14 protein-coding genes are annotated in these 16,027 nt (G+C 52.7%); 6 read left to right on the top strand and 8 right to left on the bottom strand.

The features are described from left to right. Position 1 precedes the first annotated feature (1 nt). The 4 genes from yihA to rpmH are packed head-to-tail and all read right to left on the bottom strand — an operon-like array spanning position 2 to position 3,113. Entirely contained in the window at positions 2-709 is a 708-nt protein-coding gene (gene yihA, locus IE073_RS12210; protein WP_189586495.1) for a ribosome biogenesis GTP-binding protein YihA/YsxC, read from the bottom strand. Further along, positions 706-2,544 (bottom strand): membrane protein insertase YidC, encoded by a 1,839-nt coding sequence (yidC, locus tag IE073_RS12205; RefSeq protein ID WP_189586492.1) that lies wholly within the window; start codon positions 2,542-2,544, stop codon positions 706-708. Before yidC ends, yihA begins: the two co-directional genes overlap by 4 nt. Beyond that, positions 2,541-2,939 carry a ribonuclease P protein component gene (gene rnpA, locus IE073_RS12200; RefSeq protein WP_189586489.1) on the bottom strand — a complete coding sequence of 133 codons (399 nt, stop codon included), beginning with the start codon at positions 2,937-2,939 and terminating at the stop codon, positions 2,541-2,543. Before rnpA ends, yidC begins: the two co-directional genes overlap by 4 nt. A gap of 39 nt (positions 2,940-2,978) precedes the next feature. Next, positions 2,979-3,113 carry a 50S ribosomal protein L34 gene (gene rpmH / locus IE073_RS12195; protein WP_189586486.1) on the bottom strand — a complete coding sequence of 45 codons (135 nt, stop codon included), beginning with the start codon at positions 3,111-3,113 and terminating at the stop codon, positions 2,979-2,981. A 261-nt stretch (positions 3,114-3,374) separates the two neighbouring features. On the opposite strand from rpmH, the gene IE073_RS12190 reads away from it, so the two are divergent. The 4 genes from IE073_RS12190 (at position 3,375) to IE073_RS12175 (ending at position 8,183) form a co-directional block, all read left to right on the top strand. Continuing rightward, positions 3,375-4,385: a DUF547 domain-containing protein gene (locus IE073_RS12190; RefSeq protein WP_189586483.1), complete on the top strand. Its 1,011-nt coding sequence runs from the start codon at positions 3,375-3,377 to the stop codon at positions 4,383-4,385. Between the two features lie 33 nt (positions 4,386-4,418). Further along, positions 4,419-5,186 carry a TVP38/TMEM64 family protein gene (locus tag IE073_RS12185; RefSeq protein WP_189586480.1) on the top strand — a complete coding sequence of 256 codons (768 nt, stop codon included), beginning with the start codon at positions 4,419-4,421 and terminating at the stop codon, positions 5,184-5,186. 84 nt (positions 5,187-5,270) lie between these two features. Next, the gene (locus IE073_RS12180; protein ID WP_189586477.1) at positions 5,271-6,725 is read left to right on the top strand and encodes a dihydrolipoyl dehydrogenase family protein; all 1,455 of its coding nucleotides are present in this window, start codon (positions 5,271-5,273) and stop codon (positions 6,723-6,725) included. 48 nt (positions 6,726-6,773) lie between these two features. Then, positions 6,774-8,183, top strand: a complete 1,410-nt coding sequence (locus tag IE073_RS12175) for a sensor histidine kinase (RefSeq protein ID WP_189586474.1) — start codon at positions 6,774-6,776, stop codon at positions 8,181-8,183. A 13-nt stretch (positions 8,184-8,196) separates the two neighbouring features. Here IE073_RS12175 and IE073_RS12170 read toward each other — a convergent pair whose 3' ends face one another. Beyond that, positions 8,197-9,987, bottom strand: a complete 1,791-nt coding sequence (locus IE073_RS12170; protein ID WP_189586471.1) for a gamma-glutamyltransferase family protein — start codon at positions 9,985-9,987, stop codon at positions 8,197-8,199. A gap of 76 nt (positions 9,988-10,063) precedes the next feature. On the opposite strand from IE073_RS12170, the gene IE073_RS12165 reads away from it, so the two are divergent. Together IE073_RS12165 and IE073_RS12160 are read left to right on the top strand one after the other, a co-directional pair. Next, positions 10,064-10,921, top strand: coding sequence for an alpha/beta fold hydrolase (locus IE073_RS12165; protein WP_189586468.1), 858 nt, complete (start codon positions 10,064-10,066; stop codon positions 10,919-10,921). A gap of 584 nt (positions 10,922-11,505) precedes the next feature. Next, positions 11,506-13,395, top strand: coding sequence for a hypothetical protein (locus IE073_RS12160; protein ID WP_189586465.1), 1,890 nt, complete (start codon positions 11,506-11,508; stop codon positions 13,393-13,395). Positions 13,396-13,478: 83 nt separating this feature from the next. Here the strand turns inward: IE073_RS12160 and IE073_RS12155 are convergent, their stop codons facing one another. The 3 genes from IE073_RS12155 to IE073_RS12145 form a co-directional block, all read right to left on the bottom strand. Next, a complete protein-coding gene (locus tag IE073_RS12155) occupies positions 13,479-14,420 on the bottom strand; it encodes an electron transfer flavoprotein subunit alpha/FixB family protein (RefSeq protein ID WP_189586461.1) in 942 nt (313 codons plus the stop codon). Further along, the gene (locus tag IE073_RS12150; RefSeq protein WP_189586459.1) at positions 14,420-15,169 is read right to left on the bottom strand and encodes an electron transfer flavoprotein subunit beta/FixA family protein; all 750 of its coding nucleotides are present in this window, start codon (positions 15,167-15,169) and stop codon (positions 14,420-14,422) included. Before IE073_RS12150 ends, IE073_RS12155 begins: the two co-directional genes overlap by 1 nt. A gap of 116 nt (positions 15,170-15,285) precedes the next feature. Then, positions 15,286-16,011: a TMEM175 family protein gene (locus IE073_RS12145; RefSeq protein ID WP_189586456.1), complete on the bottom strand. Its 726-nt coding sequence runs from the start codon at positions 16,009-16,011 to the stop codon at positions 15,286-15,288. Positions 16,012-16,027: the final 16 nt, after the last annotated feature.

Below are 16,027 nucleotides of genomic sequence, written 5' to 3'. Positions count from 1 at the left end.
GTTATAGCGGCTGATGCGCCAGCGCCAAGGTCGCGATTTCAGCGCGTAGATCGTCTATGCCTGTCTTCTTTTCGGAAGACGTCACCATCAGTTCAGGATGAGCCGCAGGGCGTTTCCCAATTGTGCGCGAGGTGCGGCGCATAACTTTGTCGAGTTCTGACTTCTTAATTTTGTCCGTTTTCGTCAACACTAGCTGATAGGTTACGGCCGCATCGTCGAGCATTTCCATCAGTTCGAGATCAGAATCTTTCACGCCGTGTCGGCTATCAATCAGTAAGAAGACCCGGCGCAAACCGGCACGACCCCGCAGGAAGGATCGCGTCAATTTAGTCCAAGTCGAGATGGCCGTCTTTGGTGCGCGGGCATAACCGTAACCTGGCAAATCGACGAGATTTAAGCGGTCATCCACGTTGAAATAGTTCAATTCCCGTGTGCGCCCAGGCGTGTTTGACGCGCGTGCGATGCCTTTCCGATTGGTCAGAGCATTGATCAGAGATGATTTACCGACGTTGGATCGTCCCGCAAAACAAATTTCTGGACGGTTCGGAGGCGGTAGCTGCGAAAGCTGTACCACCGACAGCATGAAAGTCACGTCACGTGAGAACAGTAAGCGACCGTCCTCCAGCTGTTTCTTCGTAAATTCTGGCGTCGTCGCCAGAGGTCCTAAGGGTTCCGAAGCCTCAGTGTCGTCATGACGGGTCTCGGTCATTTCTTTGGCTTCTTCGGCGTCTTCTTCACAGAATTGGGCTCAACCTCGACGGCTTCGCCTTCGACGATGGGTTCAGGGCGACCGGTCAATTTACGGAAGAACTGGTCGACGGGTGTATCGACGCCATTTTTGCGTGTGATCCAATATTGCTGCGCAAAGGAGAGGATGTTGTTCCAGATCCAGTAAAGCAATAGACCAGCTGGGAAGCCAGCGAGGATGAACATAAACATCCAAGGCATCCATTTCATCATTTTCGCCATCATGGCCGCTTGATCGCCCGCGCCCATAGAAGGGGTCGGCGTTAGCGTATACATCAGGCTCATCGACGCGCCGTAGAGGATCGCGAGCGGCCCAATCGTCAGCAACGCAGGAATGAAATCTGGCATGCCTGACCAAGGGAACAGGCCAAAGCCGTTGATGATGGACAGCGGGTCGCGCGCCGAGAGATCTTGGATATAACCTAAGAAGCTCTCATGGCGCAGGTCGATGTTGATAAACACCGCCTTATAAAGCGCGAAGAATACGAAGATCGTCGGAATGATCGGCAAACAGCCGGCCGCCGGATTGGCGCCTTCTCGTTTATAAAGTGCCATCATCTCTTGCTGCAGCTTCATACGGTCGTCTTTGTACCGCACCTGAAGCTTTTTCAGCATAGGCTGGACTTTTTTCATTTTAGCCTGCGATGCATATTGTTTGGAATATAACGGGTACATCAGAAGCTTGATCAGCAACGTCAGAGCCAAGATGCCGAAGCCAAGGCTTCCGAGTTTTTCGCCCAACCAGGACAAAGAGCGCGTGATAGGCTTGACCAAGATTTTCATTTTACCCCAGCCAATCGCGTTGGTCAGGTCGCCTATGCCTGCCTCTTCGTAGGCGTTAAGCATTTTGTAGTCTTTGGGCGCGGCCATCATGTGTCCAACGGACGTAATGGTTGCGCCAGGCGTCAGGGTCAGAGCTGAGGTTGTGTAAGATGTTTCATAGACATCTTTGTCGTTGATCAGTTTGAAATCATATTCGGCTTGGACGGTTCTGCCTTGCGGCGCGATGGCCGCTTGAAGCCAATATTTGTCTGTTAGGCCAACCCAGCCACCTTCACCGGTGATAGTCCAGCCGCCCTGCTTGCGCAGTTTCTTATATTTCTGCTCGTGATATTTTCCGTCAATGACCGAGATAGGGCCTTCTTGGATAATGAAAAAGTTTGTCAGGTCGTCAGAAAGACCAACTTGCCGGGCCACGCCTTTGCGCTCAACATTGGCCTCGGTTGATCCCGTGTTTGTCAGCGTATCAGTGAGCGTGATGAGGTAGGAATCATCGACGCTCAACTCGCGTTGAATGCGAACGTCACCGACTTGTTTTTGCAAGACAACGGGGGAACTTGGCGTGATTTTATCGCCGGACAGAACTGTCCAAGCCGAGCTTGTGCCCGATCCGCCATCTACGGCCGTCCAGTTATCCGCGATATAGGCTTCGCGGTCACCGCCAGCTGGGTTGAGAAGTTGGACAAGGCCATCTTCTGGATCGAGCGTGGCGTTGTATTCCTTCAATGACAGATCATCAACGCGCGAGCCTGTCGTTAAAAAAGAGCCTTTCAAGACGGGCGTATCGATTTCAATTCGCGTGGCTTCACCTTGAGCGATCAGTTCCTCGCGGGATTTTGGGTCTTCTATGACCAGTGTCGATGTCTCGCTGGGCTGCTGAGCCGTGACCCGTGCGACCTCGGCTTCCGCATCCAAACGCGCACGCTGCTGCATTGGACCTTCCACAAATGTGAAATAGAGCAACACGACAATCGCCGATAGGATCATAGCCCAAATGAGATTTTTTTGTTCGTTCATGCGGACTGGCTCTTAGGCTGAGTGTTATCTTCCCCTGTCGGCCCGGAGGCACGACGCGAGAGGGTTATGAGGGCTTTACGCGTGTCGTCAAGGAGGTCCGTCCATTGCCGCGCAGTCGTGGAGTCGCGGGCGATGAACACGTAGTCGTGCCCCGTTAGTCCCAATTCAGGTAAAAGCGCGCGAGCGACTTCACGAAGGCGCCGTTTCGCGCGGTTGCGAATGACGGCGTTCCCAATTTTTTTCGTGGCCGTGAATCCGACGCCGATGCCGTCGCGGGCGGCATTTTCGCGCATTTGGACGACAACTCCACCTTTGGCAGAATAAAGTCCATTGCGGACATACAAAAACTCGGAACGCTTTTTCAGCACTCCGAGTTTGAATTTTATATTTGTCATAGCGGCTTTCACCGCGCCGGACCGTCTTAGACAGTCAAACTATGCGGAAAGGCTTTTACGGCCTTTTGCGCGACGGCGTGCCAAGATAGCGCGACCGTTCTTAGTTGCCATGCGAGCACGGAAACCGTGACGACGGGCGCGGACAAGGTTAGACGGCTGGAACGTACGTTTCATCGGATTTCTCTTTATCGGTTCGGCAGGGCAGAAACGGAGTAGTTTCTAGCCAGTTATCTCAAGGGGCGCGATCTACGCGCGTGTAACCACACTGTCAAGACGTGCGTTCACGGTTGGATGTAACCTTTTTCACAAATTTTATGCCGCTATTTCACAGTTCAGGCACAAAAACGTGACAGCGCGTGAGCTAAGCGTTCACTGACTCATTGCAATCATCCGCCTAACAGGCTTTCAACGCTGCGCAAGACATAGGATTTTCATATGCGCCTGACCCTATTGACTCAGACGATACTGACGATGGCGGCAATGGCGCTTCCCGGCTTGGTTTGGGCTGCACCCGATTGCGGAGAGGCAACCGTCAGCATGGCTGAAGTCACACATACAATAAAGACACCAGAACAATTTGTAGCGCCAGACGTTGCTGTCCTTGAACCAGTTGTGGCGGATAGCCCATCGTCCCTTATACAAAGTGAGCCCCTTATCGCCGATCCCACATCAACACCGCAGACCATCGTAGCTCAGGTCGCACAGGCCGCAGAAGGTGTTTCAATGCCTTCACCCGCAGCGCCAAACCTTGCGCCCGCCGTTCAGGCCTATGCTGATATTTTGAAACGCCGTATCTCTCGTGGTGATGCTGGCCTCAATCTTTTTGATTACGCTGGTGCCAAAGCTGCAGGGGAGCTGGAAACGATTTCTGGGTATACCGATTACCTCGCGACCCAAAATCCTGACACTATGTCCGAGGCCAATCAGATCGCCTATTGGGCAAATCTCTACAACGCACTGACGTTGAAAATCGTATTGGAGAATTATCCCGTTTCATCCATTCGGAAGATTAAAGACGGAATTTTCTCGATGGGGCCTTGGAAGCGCGATGTCGTGACAGTCAATGGTGCGGCCTTGAGTCTGGACAAAATTGAGCACGAGATCCTACGTAAGCGCTATGCGAACCCGTCATTGGTTCACTACATGGTCAATTGCGCCTCGATTGGCTGCCCAAACCTCAGTGATAAAATCTGGGTCGGCGCGACGCTGGATGCGGACCGAGAGCAGGCGGCACGGGATTTTATAAACTCCCCGCGCGGCGTCGCGATTAAGGGGAGTAAACTCAAGGCATCATCTATCTATGACTGGTTCAGAGAAGACTTTGGCGGTTCAAAATCTGCGACGTTAGATCATTTCCGTAAATATGCAGGACCCGAGTTGAAAACCGCACTTGACGCTGGCGCGAAGATTGAGGGTTACGATTATGATTGGTCGCTGAACGAATAGCCTTTTGGTAAAGCGAAGATAAGAGATTTGAAAATGACCGACACGCAAACTTCCAAAAAACTGTCCAAACCTATCTGGATTAAACTCTGGCCGATTTACGTCATCTTGCTAGGATTCGCTTTCGCCATATCTCAAGGATGGCACACCTACCTCAGCCCCACTTCATTGGGCGAGAATGCCGTTTATTTGAACAGCTTAGTGCAGGAGAACTTTATCCTCGTTCTGCTAGCCTTCATAGCAATATACGTCGCGGCGACGGTCTTTATGGTGCCAGCTAGCGCTCTAACAATTGGTGGGGGTTTTCTCTTTGGTTTGGCCGTCGGTGCGCCCGCAACGATTGTTGGTGCGACCATCGGGGCCTGTCTCCTATTCCTTGCGGCAAAGACGTCGATTGGCGAAACCCTGAAATCCGTTGCGGGTCCATTTGTCGGCAAGATGGAGGCGGGGTTTAATGAAAATGCATTGTCCTATCTATTCACGCTGCGTTTGATCCCAATTTTCCCATTTGCGGTCGTGAATATCGCACCAGCCATCTTGGGCGCGAAATTCAGAGATTTCTTTATTTCAACCGCGCTGGGAATTATTCCAGGTACAATTGCCTATACATGGATAGGCGCAGGATTGCGTGGGACATTACTGGACGCAGCTGCGGCTGGCGAGGCAGTTGACGTAGGTGCGGTTGTTAAGGCGGCTGGAGCCAATTTATTTCCAGCATTTTGCGCACTGGCTTTCGTTGCGCTCATCCCTGCGATTTATAAAAAATTCTTCAAAAATTCGTCTGTCAATCTGGACGCTTCATAGCGTTATCTGACGTTTCCAAACAATATTTGGTGGCTGGAATTTCGCCTGCTGCCAGTCAAAATTTTAGCGAGAAAGAACGCTTTTATGTCCACTAGCAAAACAGAATATGACGTCGACCTCTGCGTAATCGGCGCGGGCTCTGCTGGCCTATCCATGGTCGCGGGCGCGGCGCAAATTGGGCGATCCGTTGTCCTCTTTGAAGGTGCCGAAATGGGCGGCGATTGTCTGAACCACGGCTGCGTTCCATCAAAAGCTATTCTGAAAGCGGGTAAAGTCGCCCAAGCCCGCCGTGAGGGCGCGTCCCTTGGTGTTAAGCCTGTCGAACCCGAAGTGAATTGGGAGGCCGTGAAGGCGCATATTCAAGGCGTGATTGCGACAATCGCGCCAATGGATTCTGTCGAACGGTTCGAAGGTTTCGGGGCAACGGTCATCTCTGAATACGCTCATTTCGTCGATGAAAAGACAGTTGAGTCCGACACTACCCGGGTGCGCGCCAAGCGTTTTGTTGTGGCCACGGGCAGTCGCGCTTCCGCGCCGCCAATTCCAGGCTTGGATAAGGTCGACTACGCGACAAATGAGACTATCTTTAGCCTTAAGACCTTCCCATCACACTTACTCATTATTGGTGCGGGACCTATTGGATTGGAAATGGGGCAAACCTTCCGCCGTCTTGGTGCCAAAGTTACGATTGTCGATATTGCCCCGCCATTGGGCCGTAACGAGCCAGAACATGCGAGAGTCCTTGTTGAAGCATTGCAGGAAGAAGGCGTCACCTTTCACGCGCCCGCCGCGACGAAGGAGATACGCAAGACAGCCAAAAACATCATTATTGAACTGGAAAACGGGACTCTAATTAAGGGCTCTCATCTTCTGGTCGCCGCAGGCCGGGCTCCAGCGGTGGACGATCTAGGTCTAGATGCGGCCGGCGTGAAGTTCGACAAGCGCGGCATCGAAACGGACGGCAACCTCCGAACATCAAATAAGAGGATTTACGGAGCGGGGGACGTCGTCAAAGGCATGGGTGGACTGACTCATATTGCGGGCTTCCACGCAGGCCAGCTCTTCAAGAACTTCTTCCTTCTCCCGCAGGCACTGAACAAAGGTTTTTCGAGTGCGAAAAATGACCGTATGCCGGCCGCGATTTACACGTCCCCAGAGCTCGCCAATATTGGCTTATCCGAAGCGCAAGCGCGTGAGAAATTTGGAGATCGGGTCAAAACAGTTGAATTTCATTTTGACGAAAATGACCGTGCTATCGCAGAACGTTCGACCAAGGGCGGGGTAAAGATCGTTGTGAACCACAAAGGAAAGGTTCTTGGCGGTTCCATTGTGGGCGAACATGCGGGAGAGATGATCCATATGTTGTCCGTCGCGATGACCGGCGGCATGAAGCTCTCTAAATTGGCGCAAATAATTTCGCCTTACCCAACCCGGTCGGAAGCCGTGAAACGTGCGGCATCTAGCCTGTATACCGAAGATCTGTTCGGCCCTAATGCGATGCCGCGAAAGACGGCCGCTTTCTGGGCTAAGTTTCATTAGGCATAAGTTCCCCTAGGAAAATTGGGCGCTGCGACCTAAGTATCCCACATGATTGATGGCTTCATATCGCGCCGATTATCGTCAAAGCTTCTGCTTTTAACGATTGGCTTTGTCATGCTGGCGGAGATGCTTCTTTTCATTCCGTCCGCAGCGTTGTTTCGTCAGGATTGGCTGTCTGAACGCACGCAGCAAGCGGGACTGCTCGCGCAGGCTTTGACCGGTGTCCCTGATTACGAAGCCTCAACGATTTTGACTAATCAATTCATGGCTGACACCGACGTCATGCTGATGGCGGCCAAGCGTGATGGTATGACTGAGTTAATGTTAGGTGCCCCGCCGACAGAAACGGGGGCTGTCACCACATTAGATTTGCGCGAAGCCCCTCGGTTCCCGTCGCTCCTTCAGCCCTTTCGTGATCTATTTTCTGATGGTGAAGAAGTCCTGCGTGTGATTTCGAACAGCCCCGTTGCGGGGCAAGACTCCCTAGAGCTTCTTATCCCGCGTGAGAAATTGCGATTGGCGTTGCGCGACTATTTCAGACGAATTTTTTGGCTCTCCTTAATCATTGCCATCATTACAGGGGGGCTCATTTATTTGTCGATGTCGGCCATGATTATTCGTCCTGTTCAGCAATTGGCCGAAGACATGACAGCGTTTCGCGAAGACCCTGCGCGGCGACGCGCTATTCGGACGCGCTCCAAACGCCAAGATGAAATCGGGCAGCTCCAACGCGAATTTACCGATGTGAAACAATCCCTGCGCGCCGCCTTCCATCAGCGCGAACGCTTGGCGGGATTGGGATTGGCTGTGGCGAAGATCAACCATGATCTACGAAATGTGCTATCGTCGGCCCTCCTGATATCAGACCGCCTGTCTATGAACCCGGAGCCAAAGATGGCCGAGATGGGGGAACGTTTGACGCGCACGGTAGAACGCGGGATCAGTTTGACAGACGACGTCTTGTCTTATTCCAAAGCCGAAACGGCCGACCCGCAAATCCAAGACACGCGGATTGCGTTTATTATCGGTGAAGCCGCGGCTGACGTCATTGCGCAGTTTCCGGGGGTCAATTTTCGCAATACTGTTCCGACGGATTTAATGGTGCGGACCGATCCAGACCACGCTTATCGTATTTTTCACAATCTGTTCCGGAATGCGGCCCAAGCGATGATCGCGCATAAATCGGCACAATGTCGTTTACTCGTCGGGGCAGAAGTCCGCGAAGGTCTTGCCGAATTGCGCATATCAGACACGGGCCCCGGGTTGCCAGACCGCGCCCGCAATAATCTGTTTCAAGCATTTTCAGGTGGCCAAGCCCATAGCGCGGAGACCCGTTCAACGGGCTTGGGCCTGTCGATATCCAAGGAGTTAGCCAAAGCGCAAGGCGGCGATTTGAACCTCATGTCCTCGGATGAGACAGGGACTCGGTTTTTACTCACGCTGCCGCTTTCAGCGTAAGAGTGCAGCCCGTTTATTGGGCGATAGCTGTACCTTCGCGGCGTGGATCGGCACCACCAATAAGGGTGCCATCTTGCTGCCGATAGATAATATGTAGACCTGAGATTTCGCCTTGAGAGCGGCGGACATCGTGACCCATTGTTTCGAGTGCGGAAACGGTTGCCTCATCCATGCCAAATTCTTTTGCGCCGACGCCGCGATCAATTTCGGACGTCTCAGCATTCCGTAAATTCTGAGCTTCCAATCGCAGCGACCCATTGCGTGCAATCACATTGGGGAGCTCAATTGCGTCTTGTGGCGACAGGCCCCAATCCACCATCCCGACAATCGTTTTTGCTGTGTAAGCGATGATTGAATTTCCGCCAGGCGATCCTGTGGTGAAGAGGAATTCGCCATTTGGCGCGAAGACAATATGCGGGCTCATGGAACTGCGCGGACGTTTTCCAGCGGCCACACGATTGGCAATCAAAACGCCGTCGGCGTCCTGATCAAGGGCTGAAAAATCGGTGAGCTGATTGTTGAGTAGAAAACCGCGCACCATTCGCTGGCTGCCAAAGGCCCCTTCGACCGTTGTTGTCATGGAAACTGTCAAGCCGTCTTTATCGACAATTGTGAAGTGAGACGTGCCCGGATTATCGGGCGTCGCATCTTTCCCGCGAGCAAAGGCGACGGGGTCCCCCGCCGTAACATTTTGCATAACAGCATCGTCTGAAATCAAACTTGCGCGTTTTTTTAAATAAGATTTATCGAGCATTTCGCGAATGGGAACAGCGACGAATTTTGGATCGGCGACATATTTATCGCGGTCAGCATAGGCCAGGAAGCTGGCTTCGGCAAAAAGATGCCAACCCTGTGCTGTTTGCCCGACATCGGCCATGTCAAAATTTTCTAACACGCCCAGTAGCGACTGCACAGCGACACCGCCGCTGGCTGGGGGTTGGGCGCCGCATATCGCGTGTTCTCGATATTCTGTACACAGCGCTTCCGTTTTACGGGGCTGATAGGCGGCCATGTCCGAAAGGCTCAATGTCCCAGGGAAGGGGTCCATACGTGTGGCCGCGACAATGTCTTCGGCAATGGGACCTTCAAGAAGGGCGCGCGGGTTTTCTGCCAAGGCCCGCAATGTCTCGGCATAAGGTTTGTTGTCGCGGAGAAAGCCCTCAGGAATTGGCGTTCCGTCTTCGGTGAAAAAATAATCCCGCGTATTGGGGTTATCCTTGAGGATATAGCCGCCAAAACGCGTGATCAATCCAGCCAAGCGGGGGCTGACAGAAAATCCGTCTTCGGCCAGCGTGATCGCGCTGTCGAATTGGGTGCCCCAATCTAAGGTGCCGTAATCTTCATGTGCCTTGTGCAGCATGACCATCGCGCTGGGCGTACCTGTGGCTTGTCCGGAGCCGACGCGTTCAAAATAACTGCGAGGTTTTCCTGTTGTCGGGTCTTGGAACATGGTTGCCGTCGCGCCTGTTGGGGCTTCTTCGCGCCCATCATAGGCCCAGACTTTGGCGGATTTCGGATCATAGAGTACCATGAACGCACCGCCGCCCAAGCCTGACGACTGTGGCTCAACGAGACCTAATGTGGCTTGCACAGCAATCGCGGCATCCACAGCAGAGCCACCGGCACGTAGGACCTTCAGGCCCGCTTCCGTTGCCAATGGGTTTGCCGCCGCAACCATGCCTGTTTTCGGCGCTGGCGTCGTTGCGATCTGCGGCGTGTTCATATCCGAGCTGGGCGGTGGAACGTCGAGGCCTTTGCAAGCGGAGAAGAGCAGAGCAGATGTGAGGAGGAGTGTACGTGTCATAGGAGACCTCTAGAGGATTTCTGCTTTACATTCGAGGGGCAACTCGCATTTTGCCGACATGGATATTTTTCGAAAAATGAGTTTCGTTTTAGGTTGCGTAATTGGACTTTCAGCCTGCCAAACACCCGCGTTGAATATCGAAAATTTGGCGGTTCAAGCCAGCGAAAATTTGCAAACGCAACGCCAATCATTCGCATCCTTTGACGGCGAAAAGATCAGTTTTCTGGAACGCGGCGAGGGGCCTGTTTTGTTGCTCCTGCATGGGTTTTCTTCTTCGGCGCAGCAGAACTTTGTGGAGACGGGTATTTTCGATGCCCTTGTCGATGCGGGATATCGCGTCATTGCCCCCGACTTGCGCGGTCACGGACAGTCCCAAGTGCGAGACGTTGAAAGCGCTTGGCCCCGTGACGCCGTTGCGCGTGATCAAATCGCGTTGATGGCGCATTTGGATGCGGATGCCCATGCAATTGTCGGATACTCCTTTGGAGCGTTGACAGCGTTGCGATATCATTTGCTAACCCGAGAAGGTGGACGCTTGGTGTTGGGCGGTATTGGTGACGCAGCCGCAGATGAGACCAATACAGACCGTAATGACGCATTTCGTGCCGCGCTTGACCAACTCGCGCGTGGAGAAGACACCGCCGGGGCGCGGGCTTTTCAAGCGCGTATTGAAGCGACAGGCGGCAGCGTGGCGGGGCTTCGTGGGGCGCTCTCGTCGCGGCTTTACACGGGTGCCGACCTCCTACGGACCTTTGACATTCCTGTTTTGGTGATGACGGGCGATCGCGATTTTGACAATGGCTCGGGGGTGGCGCTTGCGAAGATTATCCCAAATGCTGAATATCGTGAATTATCGGGGTCGCATGTTAGCGCCGTGATGGATCCAAAATTTGTGACAGAGGCGCTTATGTTTATCGGAACCACTGCACGTTAGGAGATTGGGCAAGCGAAAGCTTACACAGCCCATCTCCATATTTCAGGGGGAAACTGCCGAAGCCAAAATTATAAGCGGGACCGTCCGCAAGGTTGGCATCCGCGATGGAATACCAAATTTATAGTTTTTGTTTTACGCGATTGCCACATCACCCGATTGTCAGACGAATAATGCAAACCTTGCGGCAATGGTTTTTGAAGAAGCGGCCAGTCATAAACCCCGCAGTTGGCACACTTGGAACCAGCGGTCGGCTCTCACTCCTAAAGTCCCGGCACACTCGGATGTCTCACCACCCAACGCTCAGACCCACCGTCTCTCAAACCAGCAAGCGAGGCCCCGCCTGTCCCGTGTCCGAAAGAACCTGTGTAAAGTATCACAAGTTTTTGGAGCGGGAATGCGATTATAGGAAAGTACATGATTACAGAGGGTTAGCTGGCTTCGAAGACGGGACAGGTTTTCAAATTCCGCAAAAAGCGGACGTCCTCCTCGAAGAGATAAAATCAAATGGCGTAGAAAATGACCTTGCGTTTATTTTCCCATTCTGCACTTTACTGGTGGGCGCGCGGTTTCGGGAGGTTGAGTATATGACACAGATTGCGCGCGGACAGGCGTTTAAGCCCTTAATGGGATCAGCTCTTTTTACGGTTCTATCGGCTTGCGGTGGGGGAGGTGGTGGATCCAGCGCTCCCACGCCGACGCCCACGCCACCCGTTGTTGTGCAACCCCCTGCAAACGGCGGTATCCCGAGCCTGTTCGAAGCCAGCATCGAAGAAAATAATAGTTTCGAGAATATCGTTTTTACGGATTTCACCGTCAGTGCGCCGAGCAATGAAGAGCCGCGCAATCTGGCTTTGGTGGGGCCTGACGCCGAACCTTTCACGGTGAGTTTCGCAATTACTGCTCCCGATTCTAATGGGAACCGCGTTGTGACAACAACCTTATTGACTTCGCGGGTTTTCAATTTTGAAGCCCCCGCTGATGCAAATGGCGATAATCTTTATGAGTTCGATCTGACCGGGACCTTCCAAGGCGTTGATCTAGCGTCTGAATTCAAAGTCCAAATATTGGATGTCGACGATGATGCCGAAACATCCGCTTTCACGATCCAAGGCGAGACAGCGCTTCAGACTTTCGGAGTTCCTTTTACGAAAATTCCAGATGTGAGCGGTGACGGGAACGCCGAACTGGCCGTTACCAATGTCACGGGCAAGGGCAATGCCTCCGCTTATATCATTGAGAGCGAATTTATCGCGGGCGCTACGTCGAACCAAAGTGTTGGCGCCGATACAGCCTCAGGTGTGAGGTTTACAACCACTAACAATACAGGCGATTTCACACCAAATGCGTTGAGTGCATTGGCGCAGGCCGATGGGAGTGGGACAGATGTTTTGCTGTCTGCAGATGGTAATATTTATGTATTCCCCATCGATAGCGAAGCGGAATATGCCGCGTTGAGGGGAAATATAGACCCGAGCAGTATCGCCGACCGCATTGTTTATTCGATCACCAGCCCCGATGGGGAAATAAATGCAACGCTCATCCCAGATGTGAACGGGGATGACATCAATGATATTGCCGTCGTTCTGCTTAGCGGGAATGACGGATCGGGCGAAGCTGGCATTATTTATGGTGTCGACGGAACGGGTACGCCTAAAACCATAGCCGACGGTTTCGACGTGACGTTTAATTTTCGAAATGAGTTTAACGGTTTCGTTCGGGCCGAAACGGCAGATTTTCTCCCGATCCCAGATGTCGACGGGGATGGCGTTGCAGACTTGATTTTACGCCAACGTAATTTCTCGGACAATAACCTATTCTTCCTCAAAAGTGCGGTTTTGGGAACCGCAAGCACCACATCCGTCGATCTAGACGCGTTAGATTTGACCACGCAAGGCTTTCGACTGCGGGACCATGAATTTGGCACAGTGGTGGCCGGGCAGGATTATGACGGCGATGGTATCCCGACTTTGCTGTTCTTCGACGGTGTGAATGATGTTTTCATGATCGACGGGGATGAATTCGCAGCGATTGATCCCGATACAAATACCCGTCTTTTTGGATCATCCTCCGCCACCTTAACGCGCCAAGGGGGGCAGGGCTCCAGTTTCGGCGCTATGGTCGAAGATATGAATGGTGATGGAAAGCAGGAGTTCCTGGGCGTTTCGCGTTTCCGAAGCGCTGTTTATGTGATTGACGGGCAAATTATTGAAGATACGCTCAATAATAGCGGCATGATCACGGAATTACCGCAAGAAGATGAATTCGACATTGATCTGTCAAATTTCTTTGGCAGCGACCGTGACGTTACTTTTACGCCGGCTTATTTGGACGGAACAGATCAATTCGTCGTGGCATGGGCAAGCGATAATAATCCGCAGGTCGAGACAGACCCTGGCCGCATGATTTTCTTTGATGCAGGCGTTGTGCGCGACGCCTTTAGCTCTGGCGCAACGGGCGTGACGATAATTCCGTAAATTCAGTCTTTTAGAATTAGAGCCATAAAAAAACCCCGACACGAAAGTGTCGGGGTTTTTTTCATTTATGATAACAATAGGGCTTAGTAGCCAGCTTTAGTTAATTCAGCTTCTAGCTCAGGCAAAGCTTTGAACAGGTCTGCGACGAGGCCGTAATCAGCGACGGAGAAGATCGGCGCATCTTCGTCTTTGTTGATAGCGGCAATGACTTTCGAGTCCTTCATGCCAGCCAAATGCTGGATCGCGCCAGAAATACCGACGGCGATATAAAGCTGTGGTGCCACGGCTTTACCTGTTTGGCCAACTTGCCAATCATTGGGCACAAAACCCGCATCCACGGCAGCACGTGAAGCGCCCATCGCGGCGCCGAGTTTGTCGGCAATGCCTTCAAGCAATTTGAAGTTCTCGCCCGAACCCATACCGCGACCACCAGAGACGACGACTTTTGCCGCTGTCAATTCTGGGCGATCCGATTTGGACAGCTCTTCGCTTACATATTCAGATTTCAGCGCGCCGAGGCCTGCATCCGCATCGGACGTCGAGGCAGAGCCGCCTTCGCCTGCCGCTGCAAAGGCTGTTGCGCGCACAGTGACGACTTTTTTGCTATCTGTGGACTGCACAGTCGCCATGGCGTTACCGGCGTAAATTGGACGGACAAATGTGTCCGCGCTTTCAACGCCCGTGACGGAAGAAATCTGCTGCACATCGAGCTTGGCTGCGACGCGTGGCATGTAATTTTTATGCGAGGTTGTGTCAGGCGCAAGGACCGCGTCATAGCCATCCATTAGGCCGACGACGACGACTTCCATGGCTTCGGCCAGCTGACGCTCTAGGGCGTCATGGTCAACGCCGATAACCGCGCGGACGCCGTCAATTTTGGCGGCTGCGGCGACAACATCTTTGATGCCTTTACCTGCAACGAGAATGTCAACGTCGCCGCCCATCTGGGAAGCTGCGGTGACAGTTTTATGTGTCGCGTCTTTCAACGTTGTGTTGTCATGTTCTGCAATAACGAGGACAGCCATTAGATCACTCCTGCTTCGTTTTTCAATTTATCGACCAGCGCTGCTGCGTCTTCGACTTTAATACCAGCTTCGCGTGCTGCTGGCTCTGTGACTTTTAGGGTCTTGAGGCGCGGCGTTGTGTCCACACCAAAATCGGCAGGTGTCTTCGCGTCAATTGGCTTACGCTTGGCTTTCATGATGTTTGGAAGCGACGCATAGCGTGGCTCGTTCAAACGCAAGTCAGCCGTTACGAGGGCTGGCATTTGCAGTTTCACCGTTTGCAAACCGCCATCGACTTCTTTGACAACGCTAAGCGCGCCGCCATCCAGAGCGATAGAGTTTGCGGCTGAGCCGATTGGCCAGCCGAGGAGAGCTGCGAGCATACCGCCTGTTGCGCCATAATCATTGTCGATAGCTTGTTTGCCCATCACGATGAGATCGGCACCTTCGGCTTCTGCGACCGCTTTAAGGATTTTCGCAATTGCGAGAGGCTCAAGATCTTCATCTGTTTGGACGTGAACACCGCGGTCCATACCCATAGCAAGGCCTGTGCGGATTGTCTCTTGCGCCTTTGCGGGACCAATCGAAACAACGATTGTCTCGGTCGCTGTACCAGCTTCTTGGAGACGGACAGCCTCTTCGACGGCGATTTCGTCAAACGGGTTCATACTCATTTTGACATTGGACAGGTCAACGCCCGATTGGTCGGGTTTGACCCGGGCCTTGACGTTATAGTCAAGCACGCGCTTGACGGGGACGAGGACTTTCATGGAAGGCTCCGTGAGGGTTTAGATTACGTTGCCCACCATATGCGCGACGCGTGTGAAGGTTTCAAGTGAGCGTGGGCGGCCAATCCGCGCAGGGTGGGGCTATGAAAATGTATGGCTTATGTTGTCTCTGGAACAGGATAGCGCTTGGCTGCAATCAGGAAGAGAGGCCTGAATGTAGCCATTAGTCCCGCAGCAGCGGGGCCAAGGGGGGTAAACCACGCGAGGATCGCGCAGAGCAGGGTTGTGCCGCATTGTAACCAGCGGACCAAATGCATTTGTTTGGAAACCGCTAATTCATGCGCGTTGAGACTTAGGAGCTCAGCTTTCTTTAGCACATGTCCCTGCATCATCGCGAAAACCGCAAAGGATGCAGAATAGAAGAGACTAAAATAGGCAATGATTTCGGCGGCGTCTCTGTAGCTCCTGAGTCCGAGGTTGATGGATCGCGTGTAATCCCCCGTGAAAACTTGTGTGATAAACCCAAAGAGTGAGTCAAAGGCGAAGCGAAGCGGGTAAGCCATAAATAGGACAATAAAAATCAAGACCGCATTTAAGATAATGATCTTCGAGTCGGCAACGCCGTAGCGACGGAAGAATGTGTAATGCCCATTCCACAACCCTAATAAAACGCAAAACCCCAGAATGGTCGGGAAGATGTTGACCAAAAATTCGCGCAGGTCCACCAATGTACGGGGCGCATCTACGCCTGTAATCAGCATGCCTAAGGCAATCGCAAAGACAATATCAGACAGATTCTCGATGCGCGTGACACTCGTCCCACGCCAACGGAAGTCTGGATCGTGATCTAGGCCTTTAAGCTCTGACAGACTGTCTCTGATCATATCACATCCTTATGCT

The organism is Litorimonas cladophorae (assembly GCF_014652455.1).
Lineage (GTDB): Bacteria > Pseudomonadota > Alphaproteobacteria > Caulobacterales > Maricaulaceae > Litorimonas > Litorimonas cladophorae.
This window is presented reverse-complemented; position numbering and strand designations above follow the sequence as displayed.